Origin of the sequence: Sphingomonas aurantiaca, from assembly GCF_003050705.1 — a bacterium.
GTDB lineage: Bacteria > Pseudomonadota > Alphaproteobacteria > Sphingomonadales > Sphingomonadaceae > Sphingomonas > Sphingomonas aurantiaca.
Window position 1 is genome coordinate 678,033 of sequence record NZ_QAOG01000001.1, and the last position, 26,797, is coordinate 704,829.

Sequence of the window (26,797 nt, forward strand, 5' to 3'; positions counted from 1 at the left end):
CCTCTCACAAATCCGGCAGAACCTGATCCGCCACACCCCAACCCTCCAGACCCCGTGACCCCGACCGCTCGATCAGTTCCGCCCCATCGCGGACGCCCCAGCGCGCCGCCGTCTCGATATCGCGCAATTCGCTCCACGAGACCGGCGCCGCCACCGGCGCCCCCGCTCTAGCCCGCGCCGAATACGGCATTACCGCCGTCGCGCCGCGCTGATTGCGCAGCCAGTCGATGAAGATCCGCCCCTTCCGCTTTGCCTTCGCCATCGTCGCGACGAAGCGCTCCGGCTCCGCCCCCGCCAGCGCGCGCGCGAACCGGTCGGCGAAATCCTTCACCGCCGGCCATTCCGCCTGCGGGGTCAGCGGCACGACGACGTGCACGCCCTTGCCCCCCGACAGCATTGGAAAGCTGACCAGCCCCAGTTCCGCCAGCTGGTTCTTCAGATGCTCGGCGGCCGTCTTCGTGTCGCCAAAGTCGAGCCCCTCGTCGGGATCGAGATCGAACACGAGCCGATCGGGTTTCTCCAGCGTGGCGTTCGACGAGCCCCAGCCATGGAACTCGATCGTCCCCATCTGCACGCATGCGACCAGCCCATCCGCATCGTCGACATACAGATAATCCTCGGTCGATCCGTCCTTCTCGCGGATCGGCACCTTGTGGACCGCATCGCCGAAGCTGCCCGCATCGTGTTTCTGGAAGAAGCACGCGCGCGACCGGCCCTGCGGGCAGCGGACGAGGCTGATCGGCCGATTGCCCGCGAACGGCAGCATGATCCCCGACACTGCGGCATAATAGTCCGCGAGATCGCCCTTGGTGACGTCCGAGTCTTCGAAGATCAGCCGGTCGCGGCTGCTGACCGTAACGGTCGTTACCGGCGCTGCGCTCTCTTCCGCAGCGGGTAGCGGAGCAGGGGTCTCGGCGACGACGTCCTTCGCCGCCTTGTCCTCACGCAGCCCGATGAAGCTCGAATGGCGCAGCACGCCATCGGGCGTAACCTCGGCGAACGCGATTTCGGCGACCAGTTTCGGCGTCACCCATTTCGCGCCGCGCACCGCGGCCTTGGGTGCATCGACCGTCGGCGTCTTGCGGTCGAGTGCGTCGAGCCTGTCGCGGAGGTCGTCCATCACCGCTTGGTCGAACCCCGTCCCGACCTTGCCCGCATAGCGATAGCCCTTGCCCTCGCGGACGCCGAGCAGCAGCGACTTGAACCCGCGTTTCTTATCCGAGGGCAGCCAGCCGACGATCACGAACTCTTGCCGATGCGTGCACTTGACCTTGAGCCACGCCTTGGTGCGCTTGCCGAGATACGGCGCGTCGGCGCGTTTCGAGACGATGCCTTCCAGCCCCTCGCGGCACATCGTCTCGAACAATTGCTCGCCCGCGCCGAAGACGTGGTCGGAATAGCGCAGCCGGTCTTCGTCCGCCGGGATCAGCGGTTCGAGCCGCGCCTTGCGGTCGAGGTTGGAGAGGGCGGTCAGGTCTTCGCCGTCAAGCGCGAGCAGATCGAACGCGAAGAACGTCATGTCGCCGCCGCTCGAGATCGCGTCCTTCAGCGTCGAGAAATCGGGGTGCCCGTTTTTGAACGCAACGATCTCGCCGTCGATCAGCGCGGATTTGACGGGGAGCTTGGCGGCGGCCTCGGCGATGGCGGCGAACTTGTCGGTCCAGTCGAGCCCGCTTCGGGTGAACACCTTGGCCTTGCCGTTCGCGAGGGAGACAAGCGCGCGGTAGCCGTCATACTTGACCTCGTGCAGCCACGCGGAGCCGGACGGGACGGCGTCGACAAGGGTGCAAAGCTGCAGCTCCTGAAACTCCTCCCCGGCACGGGGAGGGGGACCGCGGCGACGTTTCGCGGGGGTGGAGGGGGGGCTGCCCCCAGCGTCACCTTTACGGCGGGTGGTACGTTTGCGGCCCGCCCCCTCCACCAGCTTCGCTGGTCCCCCTCCCCGTGCCGGGGAGGATTTCCCCTCCGCGATCTCCACCATCGTCCGCCCGGTCGAAACGCTCGTCAGCGCCTCCTCGACGAGCACGTCCGTCCCGCCTGCCGCCGCATCGTCGATCTTGCGCAGCAGCCAGTTCTCGCGCTTCTCTTTTGCGCGCGGCTTCAGGCGTATCAGCAGCCATTCCCCCTTCATCCGCTCGCCCTCGAGCACGAAGTGGAGATGGCCCTTGTCGAGATCCTTGGCCGACTTGCCCTTGATCGGCGACCACGTCCCCCGGTCCCACAGCATCACCGTGCCACCACCATATTCACCCGCCGGGATCGAGCCCTCGAACGTGGCGTAGCTTAACGGGTGGTCCTCGGTACGGACCGCGAGCCGCTTCTCCCCCGGGTCGAGGCTCGGCCCGCGCGTGACCGCCCAGCTCTTGAGCACGCCGTCGATCTCGAGGCGAAAGTCCCAGTGCAGCCGGGTGGCGTCGTGCTTCTGCACCATGAAGCTGTTGCCGTTGCCGGGCGCCAGCGTGCCCGCGGGTTCCGCGGTCTTCGCAAAGTTCCGCTTAGCATTGTAGAGGGCGAGGGGGTCGGGAGCGTCAGCCACGGCCTGCCCCCAGTGCCCTCATCCCAGCGAACGCTGGGATCTCGTGTGGCAGGGGGGTGGCGGGTAACGGGGAGATCCCAGCGTTCGCTGGGATGACGGGGGTCGGAGCGAGGGGGCTACGCACGTTTCTTGGCCGGGGTTTTCGCCGGGGCCTTGGCCGCGGTTTTCGCCGGGGCCTTCTTGGCAGGCGACTTCTTCTCAGGCGCCGCACTCCCCCCGCTTTTCTCCATCGACTTCTTCAATGCCGCCATCAGGTCGACCACGTTCGAGCCGGTCTTCGCGCCGGTATCCTTGTCGTCGATGATCGTCTTGCCCTTCGCCTTGCGCTTGCGTTCGATCAGGTCCTTCAGCGCATCGACATAGCGATCGTGGAAGTCCTGCGGATGGAAATCCCCGCTGCGCTTCGTGATCAGCGCCTCGGCGAGTTCGAGCAGCTCCTCGGACGGCTTGTCGTCGGGAATGTCGCGGAAATAGCCCTGCGCCTTGTGGACCTCATCGGCGTAGCGCAGCGTCTCCAGCACCATGCCCCGGCCGCATGGCTTCAGGCTCACGACATATTCGCGTCCGCGCATCGCCAGCTGGCCTAGCCCGACCTTCTTCGTCCGCCGCAGCGCCTCGCGCAGCACGATGAACGCCTCCTCTGCAAGGTCGTCGGCGGGCACCACGAAATACGGCTTCTCGTAATAGAGCACGTCGATCTCGCTCGCATCGACGAACTGCGTCAGCTCGAGCGTCTTCTTCGATTCGAGCTTCACCGCGTCGATCTCGTCCTGCTCGAGCAGGACATATTCGCCCTTCGAGACCTCATAGCCCTTCATGATCTCGTCGGTGTCGACGGGGCCCACGCCGGTGACGACCTTGTCGTAATGGATCGGCTGGCCCGATGGCTCGTGGATCTGCTTGAACGACACCGCCGCGCCGGATTTCGTCGCGGAGTAGATCTCGACCGGGATCGAGACGAGGGCGAGCCGGATCTGCCCCTGCCAATATGCGCGCGCTGCCACCCTGGGTGTTCCTTCGTTGCGGAAACGATTCGATTTACCGTCAATCGTCGGCGGGTCGGAGTCGTTCCCTCACGCGGTTTCGCTCGCGTCGAAGTTTCGCTATGGCGCAGCCATGTCCGAAGATCCGATCGCGCTGTTCGACGCCTGGTACGCCGAGGCGCGGGAAACAGAAATCAACGATTCCAACGCGGTGGCGCTCGCTACCGCGGATGCCGATGGGCGCCCGTCGGTGCGGATGGTGCTGCTCAAGGGGCACGGTCCCGATGGTTTCGTAATCTATACCAACCGTGAAAGCCGCAAGGCGGGCGACCTCGCGGTCAACCGCCACGCCGCCTTGCTCTTCCACTGGAAGTCGCTGCGCCGGCAGGTCCGGATCGAGGGCAGCGTCAGCATGGTGAGCGATGCCGAATCGGACGCCTATTTCGCCTCGCGCGGGCGTGATTCGCAGCTCGGTGCCTGGGCCTCCGACCAATCGCGTCCGCTCGACAGCCGCGAGACGTTCGAAAACCGCTTTGCCGAAATGCAGGCGCGGTTCGAGGGCGGCGACGTGCCGCGCCCGCCGCATTGGGGCGGGTACCGGATCGCACCCGATCGCATCGAGCTCTGGCAGGATCGCGCGCACCGCCTACATGAGCGGCGCCTGTTCACCCGCGAAACCGGCACTTGGACCGAAGGACTGTTGTTCCCATGACCCAGGACGAACGGCGCCGGATCATTCCGCTCGCAACCCGCGCGGCGCTCGCCAGCGTCGCGATGGCGTGTTTCCTGCTGCTGCTGAAAAGCTTTGCAGCATGGACCACCGGGTCGGTCGCGATGCTCGGCTCGCTCGCCGATACCGCGCTTGACCTGCTCGCATCGCTCGTAACGCTGTACGGCGTGCGGCTCGCCGCGACGCCTGCGGATCACGATCACCGCTTCGGCCACGGCAAGGCGGAAGCGCTTGCGGCGCTGTTCCAGGTCATGCTGATCACCGCCTCGGCCGCGGGCATCGCATGGCGCGCGATCCTCGCGTTCAACGATCCGCAGCCGACCACCGGCGCCGATTTCGGCATTGGCGTGTCGGTCATCGCGATCGTCGCTACCGTGTTCCTGCTCGCCTATCAGCGGCGCATTATCCGCCAGACCGGCTCGGTCGCGATCCTGGCGGACAACGTCCATTACCAGTCCGACGTGCTGCTCAACGGCTCGGTGATCGTCGCGCTGGTGCTCGACCAGTATCTCGGCTGGAGCGGCGCGGATCCGATCTTCGGCATCGTCATCGCTTTGTGGCTCGCCTGGGGGGCGTTCTCGGCGTCGTCGAACGCGATCGACCAGCTGATGGACAAGGAATGGCCCGAGGATCTGCGCGCGCAATTCCTCGACGTCGCCGCGCGCCAGCCGGGCATCCGCGGCATCCACGATTTCCGCACGCGTCGCTCCGGCAGCCACGAGTTCGCGCAGTTCCACATGGAGGTCGCGCGCGACCTGACCGTCGGCGCGGCGCACGACATCGTCGAGGCAGTCGAGCGCAACCTGCGCACCGCCTTCCCCAAGGTAGAGGTGTTGATCCACCTCGATCCCGAAGGCCATGTCGACACCGACAATCCGCTGGTCGAGGCGGACGTGACGCCGCACTGGTTTGGGAAACGTCTATGAGAATACCGTTCGCGCAGATCGATGCGTTCGCCGACACGCCGTTCGGCGGCAACCAGGCCGCGGTCATGCCGCTCGCGGCGTGGCTCGACGACGCGGTGCTGCTGAACATCGCGCAGGAGAACAACCTGAGCGAGACGGCGTTCATCGTCGCGTCAGACGAGGAGGGCGTCGATTTCGACCTGCGCTGGTTCACGCCCGGTGCCGAGGTCGCGTTGTGCGGCCATGCGACGCTGGCGAGCGGCCATTTCGTGCTGTCGTCGGATACCGCGCTCAACCGGGTCCGGTTCCGGACGCGACAGGCGGGGATGCTCGAGGTCGCGCGTGCTGGCAGCGGCTACACGCTCGAGCTGCCGGCATGGGGGCCAAGTCCGAAGGCGATCCCGGAAATCGTCGCGGCGCTCAACATCGAGTCGCCCGTCGAGACCTTGTGGCACGACAAGGGCTATGCGCTCGTGATCGTCGAGAACGAGGGCGTGGTCCGCGACCTGAAGCCCGACTTTGCCGCGCTGGCGGCGTTCCCGATCGTCGCGATCGTCGCGGCGCGGGGGCAGGCGACCGACATCGTCAGCCGCGTCTTCACGCCCTATTATGCGATCAACGAGGATCCGGTGACGGGCGCGGCGCACGCGGTGATGGTGCCCTATTGGGCGAAGACGTTCGGCAACAGCTTCACCGCCTATCAGGCGAGCGCGCGTGGCGGGAAGCTGACCTGCCGCCTCGACGGCGACCGGGTGGTGCTCGGCGGCTCGTGCGTGACGACGATCGAGGGCACGTTCCTGCTGCCGTGAAGCGGAAAGGGGGGGGACCCCAAAACAAACCGTCACCCCAGCGAAAGCTGGGGTTTCATGCGGGGCAGATGACGGTAGCCTCACGATGATATCCCAGCTTTTGCTGGGATGACGATGTGGTGAGGGTGGGGACGTCGACCCCTTCCGGTTCTTACCGCTTCCGCCCCTTGGTCATCGGATCGGGTTTCTTCGGCTTCACCCAACCCGGCGGCGGCGTCATGCGCTGCTGGCTCGTCCCGAGCCCCATCGCCCCCGGCTGCTGACGGGTCAGCCCGGCGGTGTCGGCGACATCGCCACCACCGCGCAACACGCTGATCTGGTCGCGCAGCCGGCTGGCGGTTTCGAAGTCCATCGCAGCGGCGGCGGCTTCCATCTGGCGGCGAAGGTCTTCGATATCCATGCCGCCCCAACGCGTCAGGCGGCGGCGAGTGCCGCCTCGGTCTCCGCGATCCAGCCGCCACCCAGCACGCGCTCGCCCGCATAGAGCACCGCGGCCTGGCCCGGCGCGACGCCATATTCGGGCGCATCGAACACTACCCGGTCGCCGACGAGGTGCGCGGGCACGGGCTTCGCCATCGACCGCACCTTGGCGGTCAGCGGCCCGGTGAAGTCGCCGCCGAGCCAGTTGATATCGGTCATCCGCGCCGCCTCGACCGCCAGCGCGCGCCGCGGTCCCACGACGACCCGCTTCGTCTCGGGCTCGACGCGCACGACGTAAAGCGGCTCGGGGCTGCCGCCGATCTCCAGCCCGCGTCGCTGGCCGACGGTGAAGTGGATCAGCCCGCGATGCTCGCCCAGCTTCGCGCCACGCAGATCGACGATATCGCCCGCAGTCTCCGCCGCCTCGGGCCGCAGCTTCTTCACCAGCCCGGCATAATCGCCATCGGGCACGAAGCAGATATCCTGGCTGTCGGGCTTGGCCGCGACGCCGAGCCCCAGTTCGGCGGCGATCTCGCGCACGCGCGCCTTGGGCAGGCCACCCAGCGGAAAACGCAGATAATCGAGCTGCGTCTGCGTCGTCGCGAACAGGAAATAGCTCTGGTCGCGCGCCGGATCGGCACCGCGGTGCAGTTCGGCGCCGTTCGCCCCCTCGACCCGCCGGACATAATGCCCCGTCGCCAGGCAATCCGCGCCCAGATCGCGCGCCAGCTTCAGCAGGTCGGTGAACTTCGGCCCCATGTTGCACTGGACGCACGGGATCGGCGTGCGCCCGGCGAGATATTCGTCGGCGAACTTGTCGACGACCTGCTCGCGGAAGCTCGTCTCATGGTCGAACACGTAATGCGCGATCCCGAGCCGGTCGCACACCGCGCGCGCATCGCGGATATCGCGCCCCGCGCAGCACGAGCCCGCACGCCCGATCGCCTCGCCATGATCGTAGAGCTGCAACGTCACGCCGATCGTCTCGGCGCCGGTGGCATACGCGAGCGCGGCGACGACCGAGCTGTCGACGCCACCGGACATCGCCACGACGATGCGCTTTGCGGCCATCTCTGGCCCGAGCTGAAAATCGGTCTGATCCATGCGCGCTACATAAGCGCGACGGCGAGCCGTTGCAAAAAGATGCGACCGTTAACGTCGATCAAGGTGAATGGAGCGAAAAACGCGACCAGACATTGGAATAAAGCGACAAGTTCACGAACTCTTTCGCCGAGTTTTACGGTCCCTTCACCCCCTCGCGTTATACCGGGCTTCCCAAGACTAAGCGCGAGTATCCCGTTGGACCTGAGTTTTCCCCGTTTCGATCGCGACGCAGAGGTCACCGTCCTTCCGGGTGATCTCGCGGTCCTGATCGTCGGTATCGCCGCCCGCCAGGCAGCGAGCCCGACCGCGGTGGTGCAGGCCAGCTTCGCGCGGGCGACGATCGATCCGAAACTGTTCGCGCCGCTTCACGGTGCGTTCAACGGGCCGATGGCAACGGCATTAACCCGGTGGAAGGACGAGTGAAGATGCGGTTTACCGCGGCGTTTCAGCCGATCTTCAAATCCCGCGACTATATGTCGCGTTCGCGTATCGAGAGGGGGCCCCCCGCCCCGATCAGAGGTTACAAATGATCGAGAACCAGAAAATCCGTCCCGGCAAAGTCATCGGTCCGCTCGGAGAACAGCTGACGCTGGATACGCTGCCCCCGCCCAGCACCACGCGCTGGGTGGTTCGTCGCAAGGCCGAGGTGGTCGCTGCGGTCAATGGCGGGTTGCTCAGCGTCGACGACGTCTGCGCGCGCTATGGCCTGACCGTCGAGGAATTTGCCAGCTGGCAGCGCGCGATCGACCGATCGGGCATGCCCGGGCTCCGCGTCACGCGGATCCAGCACTATAAGTCGTTGTACGAGCGCCAGCAAAAGTACTGAGATCCAAAACTCAAAACGCGGGCGGAACAAAAATAACTGCTCGCACGTCTTTCCGCCATCGCCCGGATACGGGTTCAACGGAGGGAAAATATCATGGGTCTCATTCTTTGGCTGATCATCGGCGGCGTCATCGGCTGGATTGCCAGCATGATCATGCGCACTGATGCGCAGCAGGGTATCCTTCTGAACATCGTCGTCGGCATCGTCGGCGCATTCATCGGTGGTCTGATCCTGTCGGGTGGCTCGATCAACAACGCGCCGCTGACGCTGACCTCGTTCATCGTGTCGCTGCTGGGTGCGATCATCCTGCTCGCGATCGTGAACCTCGTGCGTCGCGGTAGCGTCCGCTAAGCTTCGCATCGTCACGCGAAACGGAAAAGGCCGCCCGGGCAACCGGGCGGCCTTTTTCGTGCGTAAAGCGTGCAGCGATCCTCCCCCTTGGCGGGGGAGGATCATGGAAGGGTCAGTTCAGCAGGAACCGCACCGACACGGTGACCGTCACGTCCTTCTCGCCCGGCGCGATCTGCGTGCTGTCCTTGGCCATCGATGCGCGCGCCAGGAACATCGGCTGCGGCGAGCCGCCGGTGTCCTGCCCCGATTCGGCGATCGACACGATCCGCGACACGCGAAGCCCCGCAGCCTTGGCGTAAAGGTCCGCCCGACGCTTGGCCTGCGCGATCGCGTCGTTCCGGGCTTCATCGAGCGCGGCCTCAGGCTTGTCGATCGACAGATTGGGTCCATCGATCTGGTTCGCGCCCTCTGCGACCAGTGCATCGAGGATCGCGCCCGATTTCGCCACGTCGCGGAAGCGGATCGAGACGGTGTTGGTCGCCTGGTATCCGGTGATCACCGGCGGCTGGTTCTCGGCATAGCGATATTGTGGCGCGAGCTGGACCGACGACGTCGCAACGTCGCGCGGCGCTACGCCTGCACGCTTCAATGCCGCGAGGACCTTCGCCATCCGCTGCGCATTGTCGGTCAGCGCTGCCGCGGCGGTCGTCGACTGCGAGACGACGCCCGCGCGGATCGTCGCGAGGTCGGGCACGCGCGTCGTCCGCCCCTCCGCCGTCACGTCGAGCACGGTACCCGCTGCCGGGATCATCGGCTCGACCGTGGTCGGCGCGGTCTGCGCGACGGCAGCCGCCCCCGGCAGCACGACCGCGACGCCCGCAAGCGCAGTAAGGAACGATGCGATCTTCATGACTATGTCTCCCGTGTAACAGTGTTTCGGCGTGTGGCGCCGCGCAGGTCAACACAAGCTGAACGTCCCGGACCTTGTCGAACTGCATTGCGGATAGATCGGATTCGAAGCATGTCTTCGTTCCGCGCTCGTCGAGGGGCTTGAGCACGGTGACTTATTCAGATAACACAGCGTGTGAACGGCGAAGCGGGTCGAGACAAGGCCGGTCGGAAGTGGGATTGTGGCGCGCATGAATTACGAGACGAAGATGGTCGGCAGCGATAGCGACGAGCAACTGGCGTTGCCGGACTATAGTGCGCCGTCGCACCGCCGCCGCAACATCATCATCGCGGTGATCCTCGTGCTCGCGATCGTCGCCGCGGTCTATGCGTTCAAGTCCGGCAAGAAGGACGCCGCGGCCGCATCGCCCAATGCACAATTGCCGAGCGTCACGGTCGTGGTGCCGGGGCGTCAGATGGTCGATCGGACGATCTCCGCGACGGGAACGCTGGCCGCACGCCGCGAGATGCCGGTCGGCGTCGCGGGCGAGGGCGGGATGATCACGCGTGTGCTGGTCGAGCCCGGCACCTGGGTCGCGGCGGGGCAGGTGCTCGCCACGGTCGATCGGTCGGTCCAGACCGAGACCGCAGCGTCGCTCGCCGCATCGGTCACCGTCGCGCGTTCCGACGAGACGATCGCGCAGGCCGAGCTCGATCGCGCGAAGCAGCTGGTCGATCGCGGCTTCATCTCGAAGGCCGATCTCCAGCGCAAGGCGGCGACTCGCGATGCCGCCGCCGCGCGCGTGAAGGTCGCGCAGGCCACGCTCGGCGAGGCGCGTGCCCGCAACGGCCGGCTCGATATCCGCGCGCCCGCCGCCGGGCTCGTGCTGACCCGCGGCGTCGAGCCCGGCCAGATCGTCGGGCCATCGGCCGGCGTGCTGTTCCGCATGGCGATGGGCGGCCAGATGGAGATGCGCGCGCAGTTGAGCGAGGCCGATCTCGCCGGGCTGCGTGCGGGTGCCCGTGCGACGGTCGTGCCGGTCGGCACGACGCAGGGCTATCCCGGCGAAGTCTGGCAGGTCTCGCCCGTGATCGATCCGCAGACCCGCCAGGGGATCGCGCGCATCGCGGTGAAATATGACCCTGCGCTGCGTCCCGGCGGGTTCGCCGCGGCGACGATCGTCGGCGGCGTGACTCAGGCGCCGCTGCTCCCCGATTCGGCGCTGCAGAGCGACGAGAAGGGCAATTACGTCTATATCGTCGGACCGGGCGACAAGATCGCGCGGCGCAACGTCACGATCGGCCAGGTGTCCGATGCCGGCGTGACGATCGCGGGCGGACTCGACGGGTCGGAGCGCGTGGTCCAGTCCGCAGGCGGCTTCCTGGCGCCCGGTCAGACGGTCAAGCCGATCACCAAGAAGGCGAGCTGACAGCCATGAACTTCCGCAACATCTCGGCCTGGTCGATCCGCAACCCGGTTCCGCCGATCGTGCTGTTCCTGGCCCTGATGCTTGCGGGCGTCGTCAGTTTCATGCGGATGGACGTCAACCGCGATCCCGACATCGACTTCCCGATCGCGATCGTCGTCGTCAGCCAGCCGGGTGCCGCGCCGACCGAGATGGAGACGCAGGTCACGCAGCGCGTCGAGGCCGCCGTCCGCTCGCTGCAGGGCATCGACGAGATCAACTCGACCGTCACCGAAGGCAATTCGGAAACGGTGATCCAGCTCACCATCGGCACGCCGATCGACCGCGCGGTCAATGACGTGCGCGACGCGATCGCGCAGATCCGCAGCGATCTTCCCGAGGGCATCCTCGAACCGCAGGTCTACCGCGCGAACACCAGCGGCAACGACGTCGCGAGCTTCGCGGCGATCACCACCGACATGACCGTCGAACAGCTGTCCTGGTACATCGACGACACCGTCACCAAGGAACTGCTGTCGATTCCCGGCATGGCGACGATCAGCCGCAACGGTGGCGTCAGCCGCGAGATCCGCGTGATCCTCGATCCGCTGAAGCTCCAGAGCCAGGGGCTGACCGCAAGCCAGGTCAACGCGCAGCTGCGACAGGTCAATCTCAACGCGGCGGGCGGGCGTGCCGAGATCGCCGGCTCCGAACAGTCGATCCGCGTGCTCGGCAATGCGCGCGACGCGAGCGATCTGGGCCAGACGCAGATCAACGTCGGCAATGGCCGCACCGTCCGCCTCGCCGACATCGCGCAGGTCCGCGACCTCTATGCCGAGCAGCGCAGCCGCGCGACCGTCGACGGGCGCCAGGCGATCACGTTCGATTTCCAGCGTGCCAAGGGGGCGTCCGACGTCACCGTCTATCACGCCGCGGTCGACAAGCTGCGTGCGCTCGAAAAGCGCAATCCGTCGGTCAAGTTCGTCCAGCGCTACACCAGCACCGACTATACCGAATCGCAGTATGAAAGCGCGATCCACGCGATGATCGAGGGCGCGATCCTCGCGGTCATCGTCGTCTTCATCTTCCTGCGCGATTGGCGCGCGACCGCGATTTCCGCGCTGGCGATCCCGCTGTCGGCGATCCCCGCCTTCTGGTTCATGGATCTGCTCGGCTTCGACCTCAACGGGATGACGCTGCTCGCGCTCAGTCTCGTCGCCGGCGTGCTGGTCGATGACGCGATCGTCGAGATCGAGAATATCGTCCGGCACATGCGGATGGGCAAGTCCGCCTATCAGGCCTCGATCGATGCCGCCGACGAGATCGGCCTCGCGGTGCTGGCGACGACGATGGCGATCGTCGCGGTGTTCCTGCCGGTCGCGCTGATGCCGGGTATCGCGGGGCAGTTCTTCAAGAATTTCGGCCTGACCGTGGTCGCCGCGGTGCTGATGAGCCTCGCGGTCGCGCGTCTCGTCACGCCGATGATCGCGGCCTATTTCCTCAAGTCGTTTGGCCATGCCAGCCACGGCGAGGGCAAGCTGATGGACTGGTATGTCCGCACGCTCCACTGGACGCTCGACAGTCGCAAGGCGGCGGCGTGGCGTGCGCGCGGCGGCATCCGCAAGATGTTCAACCGCGTCATGGATCACCGGATGTGGGCGATCGGCGCGGGCGTCGTGGCGTTCGCGATCACGCTGTTCATGTTCACCGTCATCCCCTCGCAGTTCCAGCCGACCCGCGACGAGGACGATTCGACCGCGCAGATCGAGATGGTGCCCGGCACCACGCTCGCGCAGACCGACGCGGTCGTCGCGCGCGTCGGCGAGATCCTTCGCCAGCAGCCGCAGGTCGCCACCGTCTATGCGCGCACGCGCGTCGGCAGCGGGACGGTGACCGCCAACCTGCGCGCCGACCGCAAGGAAAAATCGGTCGATTTCGAACGCCGGCTCGCACCGCAAATGACCGCGATCCCCGATGCGCGCGTCTCGTTCCGGTCGCAGTCGGGCTGGGGCAGCAGCGGGCGCGACGTGACCGTCGTGCTTGGCGGCAGCGATCCCGCCAAGCTGCAAAAGGCCGCGGACAAGATCGTCGCCGACATGGGCTCGCTCAAGTCGCTGACCGCACCGCGCGTGTCGGGCGGGATGCAGCGCCCCGAAATCGTCATCCGCCCCCGCTTCGATCTCGCCGCCAATCTCGGCGTCACGACGCAGGCGCTGTCGTCGGCGATCCGGATCGCGACACTCGGCGATATCGACCAGAACTCGGCGCGCTTCTCGCTTTCGGATCGCCAGATCCCGATCCGGGTCGCGCTCGACCAGTCGGCGCGGACCAGCCTGTCGACGATCCAGAACCTGCCGGTCGCGACCGCGTCGGGGGGCTCGGTGCCGCTCAACCTCGTCGCGGATATTGGCCTCGGCTCGGGCCCGACGAAGATCGACCGGGTCAACCAGCAGCGCCAGATCACGCTTGGCGCCGATCTCGCGCCCGGCGTCGTGATCTCGGACGCGATGAAGCAGGTCCATGCGCTGCCGTCGATGAAGGCGCTGCCCGTCGGCGTCAGCGAACTCACGCTCGGCCAGAGCAAGTGGCAGGCCGAGATGATCACCAATTTCATCACCGCGGTGATCTCGGGCACGTTCCTCGTGTTCGCGGTGCTGGTGCTGCTGTACCGCCGCGTGCTGCCGCCGTTCGTCAACATGGGGTCGCTGCTGCTCGCACCGCTCGGCGGGTTGCTCGCTCTGTGGGCGACCGGACAGCCGCTATCGCTGCCGGTCTATATCGGGCTGCTGATGCTGCTCGGGATCGTCGCCAAGAACTCGATCCTGCTGATCGACTTCGCGCTCGACGAGATGAGCAAGGGCGTCGATGCGTTCACCGCGATCATCGATGCCGGGCACAAGCGCGCGCAGCCGATCGTGATGACGACGGTCGCGATGGTCGCGGGCATGGTGCCGACCGCGATGTCGATCAGCGGCGATTCGTCGTCGCGCGCGCCGATGGGCACGGTCGTGATCGGCGGCCTTGCGTTGTCGACGCTGCTTACGCTGCTGATCATTCCCGCCGCGTTCAGCCTTGCCGTCGGGATCGAGCGCAGTGTCGGGCCACGTCTCGGTCGTCGCCTGCTTACCTATCGTCCGGGCGACAATGGCGATGACGTGATCGGGATTGCCGGCCCCAATCCAGGTCCGCTGCTGGGCCCGGCAACCGGCAAGCTGGGTCATGGCCGGGATCAGGGTGACGGCACGCAACCCGCAGAATGAGGTCCCTTCGGCCCGCCTCGCTGCACCTGGATGGTCGAACCGCCGCGCCGGCATGAACCTTCGGCGCGCTGGGGGATTGTTTCGGGTATGACGCTTTTATCCCGCACGCGCCCGGTCGGCGAAGCAGCCCCGGCGGCGCTCGTCCGCATGCGGATCGTTGCCACCGGCCTGCTCGTGTTCATGGCGGCGACGTTTTTCGTCAGCCGTACGCTGGTCCCCGTCCACCCGGCGTTCGCGTTCGTGCGCGCCTTTGCGGAGGCGGCGATGGTCGGCGGGCTGGCCGACTGGTTCGCGGTTACCGCGCTGTTCCGCCATCCGCTGGGGCTGCCGATCCCGCATACCGCGATCGTGCCGCGCAACAAGGATCGGATCGGCGACACGCTCGCGCAGTTCCTCCGCGCGAACTTCCTGATCCCCGTCGTCATCGCGCGGCGCACGCGCCGGCTCGACGTCGCCGGCGCGATCTCGCGCTGGCTGACCGATCCGCCCGAAGGCGCAGGCGGACGTTTCCGGCAGGGCGCGTCCAAACTGGTCGCACAGATCCTCGAGGGGCTCGATCCCGCGCGGCTCGGCGGCATGGTCAAGGCAGGGATTGCCACCCGCCTGCGCGCGACCGAAGTCTCGCCGATCCTTGGCCAGCTGCTCAAGGCGGCGATCGCCGAACGCCGGCACGCGCCCTTGCTCGAAAGCGCGATCCGCTGGTCCGCCAAGACGCTGGCGGCGAACGATCACCTTGTCCGCGCGATGGTCCACGACAAGGCCGGCTCGATCTTGCGCTGGACCGGGCTCGACACGACCGTCGCGGACAAGCTCATCAGCGGCTTCGACCGCCTTCTTGCCGAAATGGCAGAGGATCCCGAGCATCCGCTCCGGTTGAAGGCGGAGGAGGGGCTCGACCGGCTCGCCTGGGACCTGCAATATGATCGCCGGATGCGCGAACGCGTCGAGGCGATGAAGAACGACCTGCTCGACAACCCGGCGATGCAGCGCTGGCTCGACGGGCTGTGGGAACAGGCGCGCGGTGCGCTGCTGGCGATCGCGCGCGATCCCGAACGTGCGATGGCGGGCAAGCTCGGCGACGTGCTGCGCCAGTTCGGCGAGACGCTGCATCACGACCCGCGGATGTCGCGCACGATCAACCGGTTCGTGCGCCGCGCCGCGGTCGGCGCGGCGGCGGATTATGGCGATGGCATCGTCAAGCTCGTATCCGACACCGTGCGCAGCTGGGATGCGGACACGATCACCAGCCGTCTGGAGAATGCCGTCGGGCGCGACCTGCAATATATCCGCGTCAACGGGACGATCGTCGGCGGCCTGGTGGGGCTGGTGATCCACAGCGTCGACGTGCTGTTGTAACGGGTAGCTGCATTTGACCGGCTTGCGGTCATCCACGGGACGGCGGCAGGCAAGACGAGGCCACGCCCGACAAGGGCCGGTAGCCTGCGGCCGATCCGTCTACCGGGGCCCGCGCATCGATCCGGCGAAACTGGCAGGAAACGACGCTGCGGTCCGGGCCGCCGCATGGTAGACCCTGCCTCGGACATCGGGCTGGGGGCATGCGAGATGGTCAGGCACATGATCTGCGGCGTGGTGGCGCTATCGAGCGCGGCGATCGCCGCACCACAGTCCCCGGACATCCTGCCCGATCGCTTCGTCGCCGCCTGGAATAGCCATGATCCAAAGGCGTTCGAGTCGCTCTATACGGCGGACGCCGTCTGGGTCCCGGTCGCAGAGGAGCGGACCGAGGGACGTGCGGCGATCACCGCTGCATTTGCGGGCATCCATACGGGCCAAGGCTGGGCGAGGAACACGACCATCGCCAGACGCGATCGGCCCGAGGTTCATGTCCTTACCCCCGACGTGGCGACGATCTTCTTCCACATGGATTTCCTGAAGGACGGCAAACCCATCGCCGGGCTCGAGCGGGCGATGATCCTGGTCGCGGTACGCAGCCGTGGCGGATGGAGGGTCGCCGCAGGACAGTTGACCAAAGAGACGCTTGCCACGGAAGGGTGAGCAGGGAACCGCGTGTCTGCATCGGACCGCGCCATGGCGCGCGAGATCCCCCCGGGCATGGTTCATCCGAGATCGGCGCCAGCCGCGCGCCGGCGATACCTCGTCACCATTTGGCCGGCACGAATCAGAACTTGAGCGGGGGGCCGAGGCGTTCCATGCCGTAGGACCGCATCAAGCCATCGTCCTTTTCCGTGAAATAGCCGCCTGGACCAAAGCCGTTCTGCTCCCACGCGTTGAAGAATGCTTCCATCTTGCCGGCAGGGGCAAAGCTCAGGAGCAGGCGGCCAGCCGTGGGCCCGACAAAGGCCCAGGCATGCGGAACGCCACGCGGGCCAAGGATACAGTCCCCCGTTTTCAACGCATAGCGCGTCTCGCCCACCTGCACCGCATATTCGCCGTCGAGGACGTAGAAGAGTTCGTCCTCGCCATGGTGGACATGCAGCGGCGGGCCGCCCCGGCGCTGATTGGCCTGCTCGATGACGAACAGGTCGCCCTTCGCATCGCTCGTGACGACCTTGTAGCTTGTCGCGCTGACGCCGATCTGGCGTTTCTGTCCGGTCCGGTCGCTGCCGGCCCGCACCACCGCGACCGGCAACGCACTGGCCGGACCCGGATCGGGTGTCGTGCCAACTGGATCGGAGCGCTGCGGTGCAATCGTGTCCTCCGACGCGGCGTGCAACGCGGTACCTCCGACCAGCATCGCCAGCGGAAGGGACAAGATCGATCGGCGTTCCATACGTCCTCCTGAAGGTGACGTGCAGCACGCGTTCGTGACGGACCGACGGTAGCTGCGAACGAAAAGAACTCTATCGAAAATTCGGATGAAAGACCAGTTCGGCCCCGTTGCAGCGACCGCATTCAAGATCGGTTTCCGACCATGTTGCGCCGGTCCCGCGGTATCCATGGCCCAGGTGACGATCCACCGGCACCCGGCTGTCAGCGCTCCCAGTCGGGCATCGGCCAGCCCTTGGCCTTCGCCAGCAACCGCAGCGGCCCATGCGCATTCACCGCGAACGGCTCGTCCGCCCAGTCGAAGGTCGGCGCGTCGGACACATGGTCCGAATAGAACCGCACATGCGCGTCCTGGCGGGCGATGCCTTCGCGGGCCATCCAGGCCTCGATCATCCGCAATTTCGCCGGGCCGTAGCAGTTCTCGCCGTCGATCCCGGCCAGCAGATGGCCGTCGGCATCGCGCAGGCTCTCCGTCCCGATCACCGCGTCGAAGCCCAGCCGCTCGGCGATCGCCTCGACATAGAAACGGTACGATGCGGTCGCCATGACCAGCCGGTAGCCCGCCGCGCGGTCCGCCTCGATCCGCGCGCGCGCGCCGGCGAACACGCCGTCGCGCACCACCCGGTCGGCAAACGCCTCCGCGCTGCGGCGTTCCTGCGCGGGGGACAGGCGCTTGCCGAGCATCATCCGCTGCATGACGTACTTCAACCGACCCCGGCTGATCAGCCGTCCGACATAGCCGAGCGCGGCCACGCCGGCGAACGGCACCAGCGCCAGCCGCCACGGGGCACCGCTGGTCCGCGCGGTGTGGAGCAGGAACGGCGTCCAGGTCGGCATATGCGTGATCGTCTTGTCCATATCGTAGATAGCGAGGCGGACGGACGGCGCGCCGGACGGGCGGGCAGGATAGATTTCGGTCATCATCGCGACTTACGCCGCATTCACCTTGCCGATCCAGTCGGTTTGCCGCAAAGGTGCGGCCGATGAGCGCGATGGCCGATTTCCAACAGGACGGTGCCGATACCGGCACGCTTCGGTTTACCGGCGATCTGTCGCTGGCCAAGATCGGCAATCTGCCCGACCGGCTCGAGTCGGTCGATGCGTCGTCGGTCAAGCATGTCGATCTCAGCGGGGTCGACCGGATCGACACGATCGGCGCCTGGATCGTCCACCGCTTCGCCGCGCGCAACGATGCGACGATCGATGGGCTCGATGCCAATGATCAGGCGCTGTTCGACCAGGTCGTCGCCTCCGATCAGCCGATGGCCGCCAGGCCTGCCAAGGTCAGCGCCGTCAGCCGCGTGCTCGGCGAGATCGGCGATGCGGTCGTGCTGTCGGGCAAGACGATGCTCGGACTGCTCGGCTTTCTCGGCGCCACCACGGTCGCATTCGGCAGCGTCATCCGTCATCCGCAGCGGTTCCGGTTCAACGCCGTCGTCCAGCGCTTCGAGGTTGTCGGCGTCGCCGCACTCGGCATCGTCGGACTGATGAGCTTCCTGATCGGCATGGTCATCGCGCAGCAGGGCGCGGTCCAGCTGCGCCAGTTCGGCGCCGAAGTCTTCACGATCAACCTCGTCGGTCGCCTGACGATCCGCGAGCTCGGCCTGCTGATGACCGCGATCATGGTCGCGGGCCGGTCGGGCTCGGCGTTCGCGGCACAGCTTGGCACGATGAAGCTGACCGAGGAGATCGACGCGATGCGGACGATCGGCGTGTCGCCGATGGAAGCGCTGGTACTGCCGCGCGTCCTGGCGGCGATCGTGATGATGCCGCTGCTCGGCTTCTACGCATCGGTCATCGCGATCATCGGCGGCGGGCTGCTATGCTGGGTGCAGCTGGGCATCCCGCCGGTCACCTTCATCGCGCGCATCCGCGAGGTCGTGCCGATCACCGATCTGTACATCTCGCTGATCAAGGCGCCAGTGTTCGGCGCGATCATTGCGATCGCGGGCTGCTTCCAGGGGATGCAGGTCGAATCCGACGCGGAACAGGTGGGCCTGCGCACCACCTCCGCGGTCGTCCAGGGCATTTTCCTGGTGATCGTCCTCGACGCGTTCTTCGCGGTGTTCTTCACCTGGTTGGGTTGGGACTGATGCCCCGCAAGACAGACGATATCGTCATCTCCGTGAAGGGGCTGAAGAACGCATTCGGCGAGTCGGTGGTGCATGAAGGGCTAGACCTCGACGTGCGGCGCGGCGAGATCCTGGGCGTGGTCGGCGGATCGGGTACCGGCAAGTCGGTGCTGATGCGTTCGATCATCGGGCTGCAGACTCCCGAGTCGGGCGAGATCACGGTCTTTGGCGAGCCCAATATCGGCCGCGAAGAGACCGAGGCGACCGAGATCCGCAAGCGCTGGGGCGTGTTGTTCCAGGGCGGTGCGCTGTTCTCGACGTTGACGGTCGCCGAGAATGTCGAAGTGCCGTTGCGCGAATTCTACCCGGACCTGACAGGCGCGCTGCTCTCGGAGATCGCGTCGTACAAGGTCGTGATGACCGGCCTGCCTGCCGACGCGGCGAACAAGTTTCCATCCGAACTGTCGGGCGGCATGAAGAAGCGCGCAGGGCTGGCGCGGGCGCTGGCGCTCGATCCGGAGCTGCTGTTTCTCGACGAGCCGACCGCAGGGCTCGATCCGATCGGGGCCGCGGCGTTCGACGGGTTGATCCAGTCGTTGCAGAAGACGCTGGGGCTGACGGTGTTCCTGATCACGCACGACCTCGACACGCTCTATGCGATCTGCGACCGGGTCGCGGTGCTCGCCGACAAGAAGGTGATTGCCGTCGGCACGATCGATGAGCTGATTGCGCTCGATCACCCGTGGATCGAGGAATATTTCAAGGGGCCGCGCGGTCGTGCCGCGGTCGCGACGCAGGAGGCGCACGAGCGTGCCGACCAGGTCGCGGATGCCCACCCCACGGAAGTCCAGTCCAAGCAGTCCGCGCCGGACGACGCCGACGCGACATACGCCGAGAAAGAAGCAAGGACGCGCTGATGGAAACCCGTTCGAACCACGTCCTAGTCGGCGCCGTCGTGCTGATCCTGCTGGCCCTGCTGGCGCTGTTCACCGTGTGGATCGCGCGACTGGGCGGTAAGGAAGAGAAGGAATACGACATCTTCTTCCGCCAGTCGGTCGACGGGCTCGCGCGCGGGTCCGCGGTGGTGTTCTCGGGCGTGCCGTCGGGCCAGGTGAAGACGATTTCGCTGTGGAAGAACGATCCGCAGTTCGTCCGGGTCCGGATCAGCGTCAACGACGAGACTCCGGTGCTGCAGGGCACGACCGCGTCGATCTCCGGCGTCGGCTTCACCGGCGTCAGCCAGGTGTCGCTCGATGGCGCGCGTAAGGGCGCTCCTGCGGTCGCATGCCCCGACGTCAATGGCCAGCCTTGCCCGTATGGCGTACCGGTCATTCCGACCAAGCAGGGTGGCCTCGGCGCGATCCTGAACTCGGCACCGCAGTTGCTCGAGCGCCTGTCGACGCTGACCGAGCGGCTGACCGGGCTGCTGACCGACCGTAACCAGGCATCGATCGCGGGCATCCTCGAAAACACCAACCGGTTGACCGATGCGCTTGCCGATCGCGGGCCGGAGATCGCGGCGACACTCGCGCAGACTCGTGTTGCGATTCAGCAGGCGGGTGATGCCGCGCAGCAGTTCGGCGTGCTCGCCAAGACCACCAACGGCGTCCTGTCCGAGGACGTGAAGCCGGCGATGGCCAATCTGAACAAGGCGATCGTCTCCGCGCAGCAGAGCGCCGATACGCTGAATTCGGCGATCGGCGATGCGCGACCAGGATTGCAGGCCTTCTCGAAGACGACGATTCCCGAGGCCAACCGTCTGGTCCGCGATCTGCGGACGACGGCGGCGGCCTTGTCGTCGGTTGCCGAAAAGGTCGACCAGCAGGGTGCGAGTTCGCTGATCGGGCAGCAGAAGCTCCCGGGTTACAAGGGTAAGTGAGGCACGCCATGAAGACACCGCTCATCCTGATCGCGATGCTGCCGCTTGCCGGGTGCATCAGCTTCGGCGCAAAGCCGCCCCCCACGCTGCTGACGCTGACGAGCGCGTCTGCGGTGACGGTCGGGCAGAACCAGGATTCGGCGACGACCAAGTCGATCACGATCCAGGTGCCTGTCGTGCCGCAGTCGCTGGCGACCGCGCGCGTGCCGGTGCAGGCGACGCCGACCTCGATCGCCTATGTCACCGATGCGCAGTGGGCGGAGCCGCCGGCGCGTCTGTTCGCGCGGCTGGTGTCGGACACGGTCGCGTCGCGGACCGGGCTCGTCGTGTTGTCGACCGCGCAGTCGATCGGCGATCCTGGCGGCCTGCTCGGCGGCGAGCTCCGGACGTTCGGGCTTGATGCGACGACTCGCGAGGCGGTCGTGACGTTCGATGCCTCGCTGACCCGCGTCGGCAAGACGTCGGTCGAGAAGCATCGCTTCGAGGCACGCGTGCCAGTCTCGGCGATCGACGCCCCCTCGGCGGCGGCGGGGATCAACCAGGCGGCGAACCAGGTCGCGACCGAGGTGGCGGACTGGATCGGGCGGTGAACGCCGCGGCGGTCTGACCGTTGGGGCTCTCTGACAAGGAGAGCCGCAATGCCACGCGGCGCGCGAACGCCATGCGGTGAGCGCTAGCCGCTGTCAGAGCCGCAGCATCGCTTCCGCTTCGGCGAGGTGCAGCCGCTCGACCATCTGGCCATCGAGGCGAATGGCGCCCTTGTCCGCAGTGTCGGGCATCGCGAACGCAGCGACGATCGCGCGGGCCCATGCCAGCTCGTCCTCGCTTGGACCAAAGCCGCTATTTGCCGCCTCGATCTGCGATGGGTGGATCAGCGTCTTGCCGTCGAACCCCAGCATCGCGCCCTGCGCGCATTCGGCCTCAAATCGCGCCTGATCGTCGAGGGCGTTGCAGACGCCATCGAGCGCGACGATCCCCGCCGCGCGGGCGGCCATCACGATCGACGCAAGCGCCGGGATCAGCGGCGTCCGATCGGCCCCGAGGCGGCACCGCATCTCCTTGGCAAGATCGTTTGTACCCGCCACCAGCGCGGTCAGTCGCGCCGACGAGGCAGCTTCGGACAGCGCCGGCAGCGACAGGATCGCGGCACAGGTCTCGATCATCGCCCAGACCGGTGGGCCGTCGTCGCCAAGCGAGCCGCGGACCGCAGCCAGCTCGGCCGGGTAGGACAGCTTGGGCACCAGCACCGCATCGACGCCGATCCCGCGCACCGCGGCGATGTCGTCCGCGTACCACGCCGTGTCGAGGCCGTTGATCCGGACGACGAGTTCGCGCGCGCCGAAACCTCCTTCGCGCACGGCCGCGACGACGCGGTCGCGCGCGGCGATCTTCTCCTCCGGCGCGACGGCATCCTCCAGGTCGAGGATGACGACGTCGCAGTCGAGCGTCCGTGCCTTGGCAATCGCACGCGCGTTTGACGCGGGCATGTAGAGCGCGCTCCGACGGCGCCGATGCGTCATGCTGCCAGCGTTCATCAGGTGATGACGTCGGGGTTCAAGCGGCCGGTATGCTCGGCAATCCCTGCGATCGACTCCGCGGCGGCGACGATGCCGGCGAGCATCTCGCCGGTGTCGCGGTCGAGATCGCCGCCGACGGGTTCGTAGCGTTCGAGATAGACGCGCAAGGTCGCGCCGGTGGTGCCCGTGCCCGAGAGGCGGAACACGACCCGGCTGCCGCCTGCGAACAGGATGCGCACGCCCTGGTTGCGGCTGATCGAGCCGTCGGTCGGATCAGTATAGCCGAACTCGTCCGCGGTCTCGACGGTGAGGTCGCCGAACTGCTGTCCGGGGAGCGTTGCGAGGCTGGCGCGAAGGGCGGCCATCAGCGCGTCGGCCCGCTGGGTTTCGACGCCCTCATAATCGTGGCGTGCATAATAGTTGCGACCGAACTTGGCCCAGTGATCGCGCGCGATCACGTCGACACTCTCGCCGCGGACTGCGAGGATGTTGAGCCAGAGAAGGACCGCCCACAGCCCATCCTTCTCGCGGACATGGTCGGAGCCGGTGCCGGCGCTCTCTTCGCCGCAGATCGTCGCCATGCCCGCATCGAGCAGATTGCCGAAGAATTTCCAGCCGGTCGGCGTTTCGTAGGCTGGGATACCAAGCGCTGCCGCGACGCGGTCCGCCGCCGCGCTGGTCGGCATCGAGCGGGCGATGCCCTTGAGGCCGCCGGCGTAACCGGGGGCGAGGTGCGCGTTGGCCGCGAGCATTGCAAGGCTGTCGGAGGGGGTGACGAAGCGGTGCTTGCCGATGATCAGGTTGCGGTCACCATCGCCGTCCGACGCTGCGCCGAAATCGGGCGCGTCTGGGGCCATCATCGTCTCGTACAGCGCGTGCGCGTGGACGAGGTTGGGATCGGGGTGATGCCCGCCGAAATCGGGGAGCGGCGTGCCGTTGCGCACCGTGCCAGCGGCGAAGCCCAGCCGGCGTTCGAGGATCTCGGTCGCATAGGGCCCGGTGACCGCGCTCATCGCGTCGAACGCCATCGTCAGCTTGGCGGCGCGGATCGCGTCGAAATCGAACAGCGTCTCCATCAGCGCGGCATAGGCCTCGACCGGATCGACGACCTCGACGGGCATGTCACCGACCATGACCTCGCCGTCCTGGTCGAGATCGATGTCGGCCGCGTCGACGGTGAGCCAGCGGTCGATCTCGAGCGTCCGCGCGTTGATCGCGTCGGTGATCGATTCGGGCGCGGGGCCGCCATTGGCGATGTTGTACTTGATCCCGAAATCCTCGTCGGGACCGCCGGGGTTGTGGCTGGCGGACAGGACCAGCCCGCCGATCGCGCGACGCTTGCGGATCATGTGGCTCGCGGCGGGCGTCGACAGGATACCACCGCGGCCGACGATCACGCGGCCAAAGCCGTTCGCCGCCGCCATGCGGATCGCGACCTGGATCACCTCGCGGTTGAGGAAGCGGCCGTCGCCGCCGATCACCAGCGTCGCGCCCGCCTTGTCCGCGACCACGTCGAACACCGACTGGACGAAGTTCTCGGCATAGTTGGTCTGCTGGAAGACCTTCACCTTCTTGCGCAGGCCCGATGTGCCGGGCTTCTGGTCGGTGTAGGGCGTGGTCGAGACGGTGCGGGTCATGCGCGCTCCAGGAGGTTCGAATACAGGGTCGCGTAGCGGCGGCCGCTCTCGTCCCACGAGAAGTCCGCGCGCATCGCGTTGCGCTGCAACATGGCCCAGCGATCGGGGCGTGCATAGAGCGCGAACGTTCGGCGCAACGCATGGCTGAGTGCTTCCGGCGTGATGCCGTCATGCTGGATGCCCGTCGCGACCCCCGCGGCGATCGCCGCCTCGTTCGCGTCGATCACCGTGTCGGCGAGGCCGCCGGTGCGCGCGACGACGGGGATGCAGCCATAAGCCAGTCCGTAGAGCTGAGTCAGGCCGCAGGGTTCGAACCGCGATGGGATCAGGATCGCGTCGGCACCCGCCTGGAGCAGATGCGATACCGGCTCATCATAGCCGATGCGGACGCCGATCCGGTCGGGATGGCGCTCGGCAGCGGCGAGGAAGGCGCGTTCGAGCGCGGCATCGCCCGAGCCGAGCAGCGCGAGCCGGCCGCCGAGCGCGACGAGTTCGTCGATCTCTGCGACGAGGACGTCCATGCCCTTTTGCCAGGTCAGCCGGCTGATGACGGTGAAGATCGGGCCATCGTCGCGGTCGAGCCCATAGAGTGTCTCGACCGCGCGCTTGTTCGCGCGACGGCGGGTGAGCGTGCGGGCGGTGTAGGACGACGGGAGTGTCGCGTCGGTGGCGGGGTTCCAGACTGCGGGGTCGATGCCGTTGACGATTCCCGTGAGCCGATCGGCACGGACGTTGATCAGCCCTTCGAGGCCCATGCCAAATTCGCCGCGACGGATCTCGGCGGCATAAGTGGGGCTGACCGTCGTGATCGCATCGGCAGCCTCGAGCCCGGCCTTCAGGAAACCGACGCCGCCATAATATTCGACCCCGTCGAGCGCGAACGCCGCGTCGGGCAGCGCAAGGTCGGCGAAGATCTCCGCGCCATAGCGGCCCTGGAACGCGATATTGTGGATCGTGACGATCGTCTTTGCGGGGGTGCCGGGGCCGGGGGCATAGCGCAGATAGGCGGGCGCCATCGCCGCCTGCCAGTCATGCGCGTGGAGGATATCGAAGTCCTGGCCCTCGACCACGCCCGAGGCGAGATCCGCCGCGGCCCGGCTGAACGCGGCGAACCGCAGCCAGTTGTCGACCCAGTCGGCGCCGGTCGCGTCGCCGTACGGGCCGCCACCGCGCGTGAAGAGGCTGGGTGCGTCGAGCACGAGCAGCGGATGCTCGCCGATCCTGGCTTCGAGGATCCGGGCCTCGACGCCGAGCAGGTCGTCATAGCGGTGGACAACCTTCGCGTTCCCGGTGACCGCCGCGAGCGCGGGGTAGCCGGGGAGGAAGGTCGTCATCGCGACGCCGTGATGCGCGAGTGCGGCGGGCAGCGCGCCGACGACGTCCGCCAGCCCGCCGGTCTTGATCAGCGGATAGGCTTCGGAGGCTACTGAGAGAACGCGCATCAGATCTTCCTCGTTCGACCGGCAAGTCGGTCGTGCAGCTTCATTCCGTCAGCCGGTCGATCATCGATTTGGTCACGAGCACAACGCCGTTGTCGGTGCGGCGGAAGCGCTGCGCGTCGAGCACCGGATCCTCGCCGACGACGAGGCCGTCGGGGATCACCACGCCGCGATCGACCACCACCTTCGACAGCCGCGCGCCGCGGCCGATCACGCAGTGCGGGAGGATCACCGCCTGATCGAGCACCGAATAGCTATGCGCGCGCGTGCCCGTGAAGATCAGGCTGCGGTGGATCGACGAACCCGAGATGATGCAGTCGCCCGAGACGAGGCTCGATACCGCCTCGCCGCGGCGACCGTCCTCGGCGTGGACGAACTTGGCGGGGGGCGTGACCTCAGAATAGGTCCAGAGCGGCCAGCTGCGATCGTAGAGGTCGAGCTTGGGCACGACGTCGGTGAGGTCGATATTGGCTTCCCAATAGGCGTCGACCGTGCCGACGTCGCGCCAATAGGCCTCGACTTCGCCCTCGGATCGCACACAGCTGTCCGAGAAGCGATGTGCGACCGCCTTGCCGTGCTTGACGAGGTACGGAATGATATCCTTGCCGAAATCGCGCGACGAGCCCGGCGTCTCTGCGTCGCGGCGCAGTTCGTCGAACAGCAACTTGGTGTGGAAGACATAGATTCCCATCGATGCCAGCGCGATGTCCGGATTGCCCGGAATCGCGGGCGGATCGGCGGGCTTCTCGACGAACGCGGTGACGTTGTCATGTTCGTCGACCGCCATCACGCCGAAGCCGACCGCCTCCATCCGTGGCACTTCGAGGCAGGCGATCGTGACGTCCGCGCCGGTCTCGCAATGCTGCTGCAGGATCAGCTCGTAATCCATCTTGTAGATGTGATCGCCCGCGAGGATGACCATATATTCGGGCGCGTGGCTCTCGATGATGTCGATATTCTGGTAGACGGCGTCCGCGGTGCCCTCATACCATTGGAACTCGCTGATCCGCTGCGACGCGGGCAGGATGTCGAAGCTCTCGTTGCGTTCGGAGCGCAGGAAGTTCCAGCCGCTCTGAAGGTGGCGGATCAGCGAATGCGCCTTGTACTGCGTGGCCACGCCAATCCGGCGAATGCCCGAATTGATCGCGTTCGACAGCGCGAAATCGATGATGCGCGCCTTGCCGCCGAAATACACCGCGGGTTTTGCGCGCGTGTCGGTCAGCTCCATCAGCCGACTGCCGCGACCACCGGCCAGCACATACGCCATCGCGTCGCGCGCCAGTGGCTGTCCCCGCCGTTCAACCATGTCCGTCTCTCCCTAATCGTCCGCGGTATAACGCCCCGTCA

25 protein-coding genes are annotated in these 26,797 nt (G+C 66.8%); 14 read left to right on the forward strand and 11 right to left on the reverse strand.

Features of this window, described 5'->3' with window-relative positions; genetic code table 11:
* Positions 1–4: 4 nt before the first annotated feature.
* Entirely contained in the window at positions 5–2,536 is a 2,532-nt protein-coding gene (gene ligD / locus C8J26_RS03200; RefSeq protein WP_107956681.1) for a DNA ligase D, read from the reverse strand.
* 116 nt (positions 2,537–2,652) lie between these two features.
* Positions 2,653–3,540 carry a non-homologous end joining protein Ku gene (gene ku, locus C8J26_RS03205; protein ID WP_107956682.1) on the reverse strand — a complete coding sequence of 296 codons (888 nt, stop codon included), beginning with the start codon at positions 3,538–3,540 and terminating at the stop codon, positions 2,653–2,655.
* A 112-nt stretch (positions 3,541–3,652) separates the two neighbouring features.
* On the opposite strand from ku, the gene pdxH reads away from it, so the two are divergent.
* Genes pdxH through C8J26_RS03220 form a run of 3 tightly spaced genes read left to right on the forward strand, consistent with a single transcriptional unit; the run spans position 3,653 to position 5,963 of the window.
* Complete coding sequence (pdxH, locus tag C8J26_RS03210) at positions 3,653–4,231, forward strand: pyridoxamine 5'-phosphate oxidase (protein ID WP_107956683.1); 579 nt, start codon at positions 3,653–3,655, stop codon at positions 4,229–4,231.
* Entirely contained in the window at positions 4,228–5,175 is a 948-nt protein-coding gene (locus tag C8J26_RS03215; RefSeq protein ID WP_055881558.1) for a cation diffusion facilitator family transporter, read from the forward strand. The genes pdxH and C8J26_RS03215 overlap by 4 nt, the downstream gene beginning before the upstream one ends.
* On the forward strand, positions 5,172–5,963 hold the full coding sequence (locus tag C8J26_RS03220; RefSeq protein WP_107956684.1) for a PhzF family phenazine biosynthesis protein: 792 nt from the start codon (positions 5,172–5,174) through the stop codon (positions 5,961–5,963). The genes C8J26_RS03215 and C8J26_RS03220 overlap by 4 nt, the downstream gene beginning before the upstream one ends.
* A 151-nt stretch (positions 5,964–6,114) precedes the next feature.
* Here C8J26_RS03220 and C8J26_RS03225 read toward each other — a convergent pair whose 3' ends face one another.
* Positions 6,115–6,363 (reverse strand): UvrB/UvrC motif-containing protein, encoded by a 249-nt coding sequence (locus C8J26_RS03225; RefSeq protein WP_056412271.1) that lies wholly within the window; start codon positions 6,361–6,363, stop codon positions 6,115–6,117.
* Positions 6,364–6,377: 14 nt separating this feature from the next.
* Positions 6,378–7,487: a tRNA 2-thiouridine(34) synthase MnmA gene (gene mnmA, locus C8J26_RS03230; protein WP_107956685.1), complete on the reverse strand. Its 1,110-nt coding sequence runs from the start codon at positions 7,485–7,487 to the stop codon at positions 6,378–6,380.
* A 195-nt stretch (positions 7,488–7,682) separates the two neighbouring features.
* Between mnmA and C8J26_RS03235 the strand changes: the two genes are divergently transcribed.
* The 3 genes from C8J26_RS03235 (at position 7,683) to C8J26_RS03245 (ending at position 8,664) form a co-directional block, all read left to right on the forward strand.
* Positions 7,683–7,910 (forward strand): hypothetical protein, encoded by a 228-nt coding sequence (locus tag C8J26_RS03235; RefSeq protein WP_056412264.1) that lies wholly within the window; start codon positions 7,683–7,685, stop codon positions 7,908–7,910.
* Between the two features lie 103 nt (positions 7,911–8,013).
* Positions 8,014–8,313, forward strand: a complete 300-nt coding sequence (gene sciP, locus C8J26_RS03240) for a CtrA inhibitor SciP (RefSeq protein ID WP_056412261.1) — start codon at positions 8,014–8,016, stop codon at positions 8,311–8,313.
* Positions 8,314–8,406: 93 nt separating this feature from the next.
* The gene (locus C8J26_RS03245) at positions 8,407–8,664 is read left to right on the forward strand and encodes a GlsB/YeaQ/YmgE family stress response membrane protein (RefSeq protein WP_056412258.1); all 258 of its coding nucleotides are present in this window, start codon (positions 8,407–8,409) and stop codon (positions 8,662–8,664) included.
* Between the two features lie 112 nt (positions 8,665–8,776).
* On the opposite strand, the gene C8J26_RS03250 is transcribed toward C8J26_RS03245, so the two are convergent.
* Positions 8,777–9,514 (reverse strand): SIMPL domain-containing protein, encoded by a 738-nt coding sequence (locus C8J26_RS03250; RefSeq protein ID WP_107956686.1) that lies wholly within the window; start codon positions 9,512–9,514, stop codon positions 8,777–8,779.
* A gap of 229 nt (positions 9,515–9,743) precedes the next feature.
* Here C8J26_RS03250 and C8J26_RS03255 point away from each other — a divergent pair, with 229 nt between their 5' ends.
* The 4 genes from C8J26_RS03255 (at position 9,744) to C8J26_RS03270 (ending at position 16,174) form a co-directional block, all read left to right on the forward strand.
* Positions 9,744–10,922: an efflux RND transporter periplasmic adaptor subunit gene (locus tag C8J26_RS03255; protein WP_056412252.1), complete on the forward strand. Its 1,179-nt coding sequence runs from the start codon at positions 9,744–9,746 to the stop codon at positions 10,920–10,922.
* Positions 10,923–10,927: 5 nt separating this feature from the next.
* Positions 10,928–14,158: an efflux RND transporter permease subunit gene (locus tag C8J26_RS03260; RefSeq protein ID WP_107956687.1), complete on the forward strand. Its 3,231-nt coding sequence runs from the start codon at positions 10,928–10,930 to the stop codon at positions 14,156–14,158.
* A gap of 87 nt (positions 14,159–14,245) precedes the next feature.
* Positions 14,246–15,514 carry a DUF445 domain-containing protein gene (locus C8J26_RS03265; RefSeq protein ID WP_208631310.1) on the forward strand — a complete coding sequence of 423 codons (1,269 nt, stop codon included), beginning with the start codon at positions 14,246–14,248 and terminating at the stop codon, positions 15,512–15,514.
* 165 nt (positions 15,515–15,679) lie between these two features.
* Entirely contained in the window at positions 15,680–16,174 is a 495-nt protein-coding gene (locus tag C8J26_RS03270) for an SgcJ/EcaC family oxidoreductase (RefSeq protein WP_107956688.1), read from the forward strand.
* Between the two features lie 124 nt (positions 16,175–16,298).
* Here the strand turns inward: C8J26_RS03270 and C8J26_RS03275 are convergent, their stop codons facing one another.
* Positions 16,299–16,892, reverse strand: coding sequence for a cupin domain-containing protein (locus C8J26_RS03275; RefSeq protein WP_244185131.1), 594 nt, complete (start codon positions 16,890–16,892; stop codon positions 16,299–16,301).
* A 218-nt stretch (positions 16,893–17,110) separates the two neighbouring features.
* Positions 17,111–17,830 (reverse strand): HAD family hydrolase, encoded by a 720-nt coding sequence (locus C8J26_RS03280; protein ID WP_244185132.1) that lies wholly within the window; start codon positions 17,828–17,830, stop codon positions 17,111–17,113.
* Positions 17,831–17,889: 59 nt separating this feature from the next.
* Between C8J26_RS03280 and C8J26_RS03285 the strand changes: the two genes are divergently transcribed.
* From C8J26_RS03285 to C8J26_RS03300, 4 genes are read left to right on the forward strand one after another with little or no spacing between them, the layout of a single operon-like run.
* Entirely contained in the window at positions 17,890–18,999 is a 1,110-nt protein-coding gene (locus C8J26_RS03285; RefSeq protein ID WP_056412237.1) for an ABC transporter permease, read from the forward strand.
* Positions 18,999–19,895: an ABC transporter ATP-binding protein gene (locus tag C8J26_RS03290; RefSeq protein WP_056412234.1), complete on the forward strand. Its 897-nt coding sequence runs from the start codon at positions 18,999–19,001 to the stop codon at positions 19,893–19,895. Before C8J26_RS03285 ends, C8J26_RS03290 begins: the two co-directional genes overlap by 1 nt.
* Positions 19,895–20,857 (forward strand): MlaD family protein, encoded by a 963-nt coding sequence (locus C8J26_RS03295; RefSeq protein WP_107956689.1) that lies wholly within the window; start codon positions 19,895–19,897, stop codon positions 20,855–20,857. Before C8J26_RS03290 ends, C8J26_RS03295 begins: the two co-directional genes overlap by 1 nt.
* Positions 20,858–20,865: 8 nt before the next feature.
* Positions 20,866–21,447 carry an ABC-type transport auxiliary lipoprotein family protein gene (locus tag C8J26_RS03300; protein ID WP_056412228.1) on the forward strand — a complete coding sequence of 194 codons (582 nt, stop codon included), beginning with the start codon at positions 20,866–20,868 and terminating at the stop codon, positions 21,445–21,447.
* A 93-nt stretch (positions 21,448–21,540) separates the two neighbouring features.
* Here C8J26_RS03300 and C8J26_RS03305 read toward each other — a convergent pair whose 3' ends face one another.
* Genes C8J26_RS03305 through glgC form a run of 4 tightly spaced genes read right to left on the reverse strand, consistent with a single transcriptional unit; the run spans position 21,541 to position 26,756 of the window.
* Entirely contained in the window at positions 21,541–22,377 is an 837-nt protein-coding gene (locus C8J26_RS03305) for an HpcH/HpaI aldolase/citrate lyase family protein (RefSeq protein ID WP_244185133.1), read from the reverse strand.
* Between the two features lie 14 nt (positions 22,378–22,391).
* Positions 22,392–24,011, reverse strand: a complete 1,620-nt coding sequence (locus C8J26_RS03310) for an alpha-D-glucose phosphate-specific phosphoglucomutase (protein ID WP_107956691.1) — start codon at positions 24,009–24,011, stop codon at positions 22,392–22,394.
* The gene (gene glgA, locus C8J26_RS03315) at positions 24,008–25,453 is read right to left on the reverse strand and encodes a glycogen synthase GlgA (RefSeq protein WP_107956692.1); all 1,446 of its coding nucleotides are present in this window, start codon (positions 25,451–25,453) and stop codon (positions 24,008–24,010) included. Before glgA ends, C8J26_RS03310 begins: the two co-directional genes overlap by 4 nt.
* A gap of 40 nt (positions 25,454–25,493) precedes the next feature.
* Positions 25,494–26,756 (reverse strand): glucose-1-phosphate adenylyltransferase, encoded by a 1,263-nt coding sequence (gene glgC, locus C8J26_RS03320; protein WP_082445047.1) that lies wholly within the window; start codon positions 26,754–26,756, stop codon positions 25,494–25,496.
* Between the last annotated feature and the right edge of the window lie 41 nt (positions 26,757–26,797).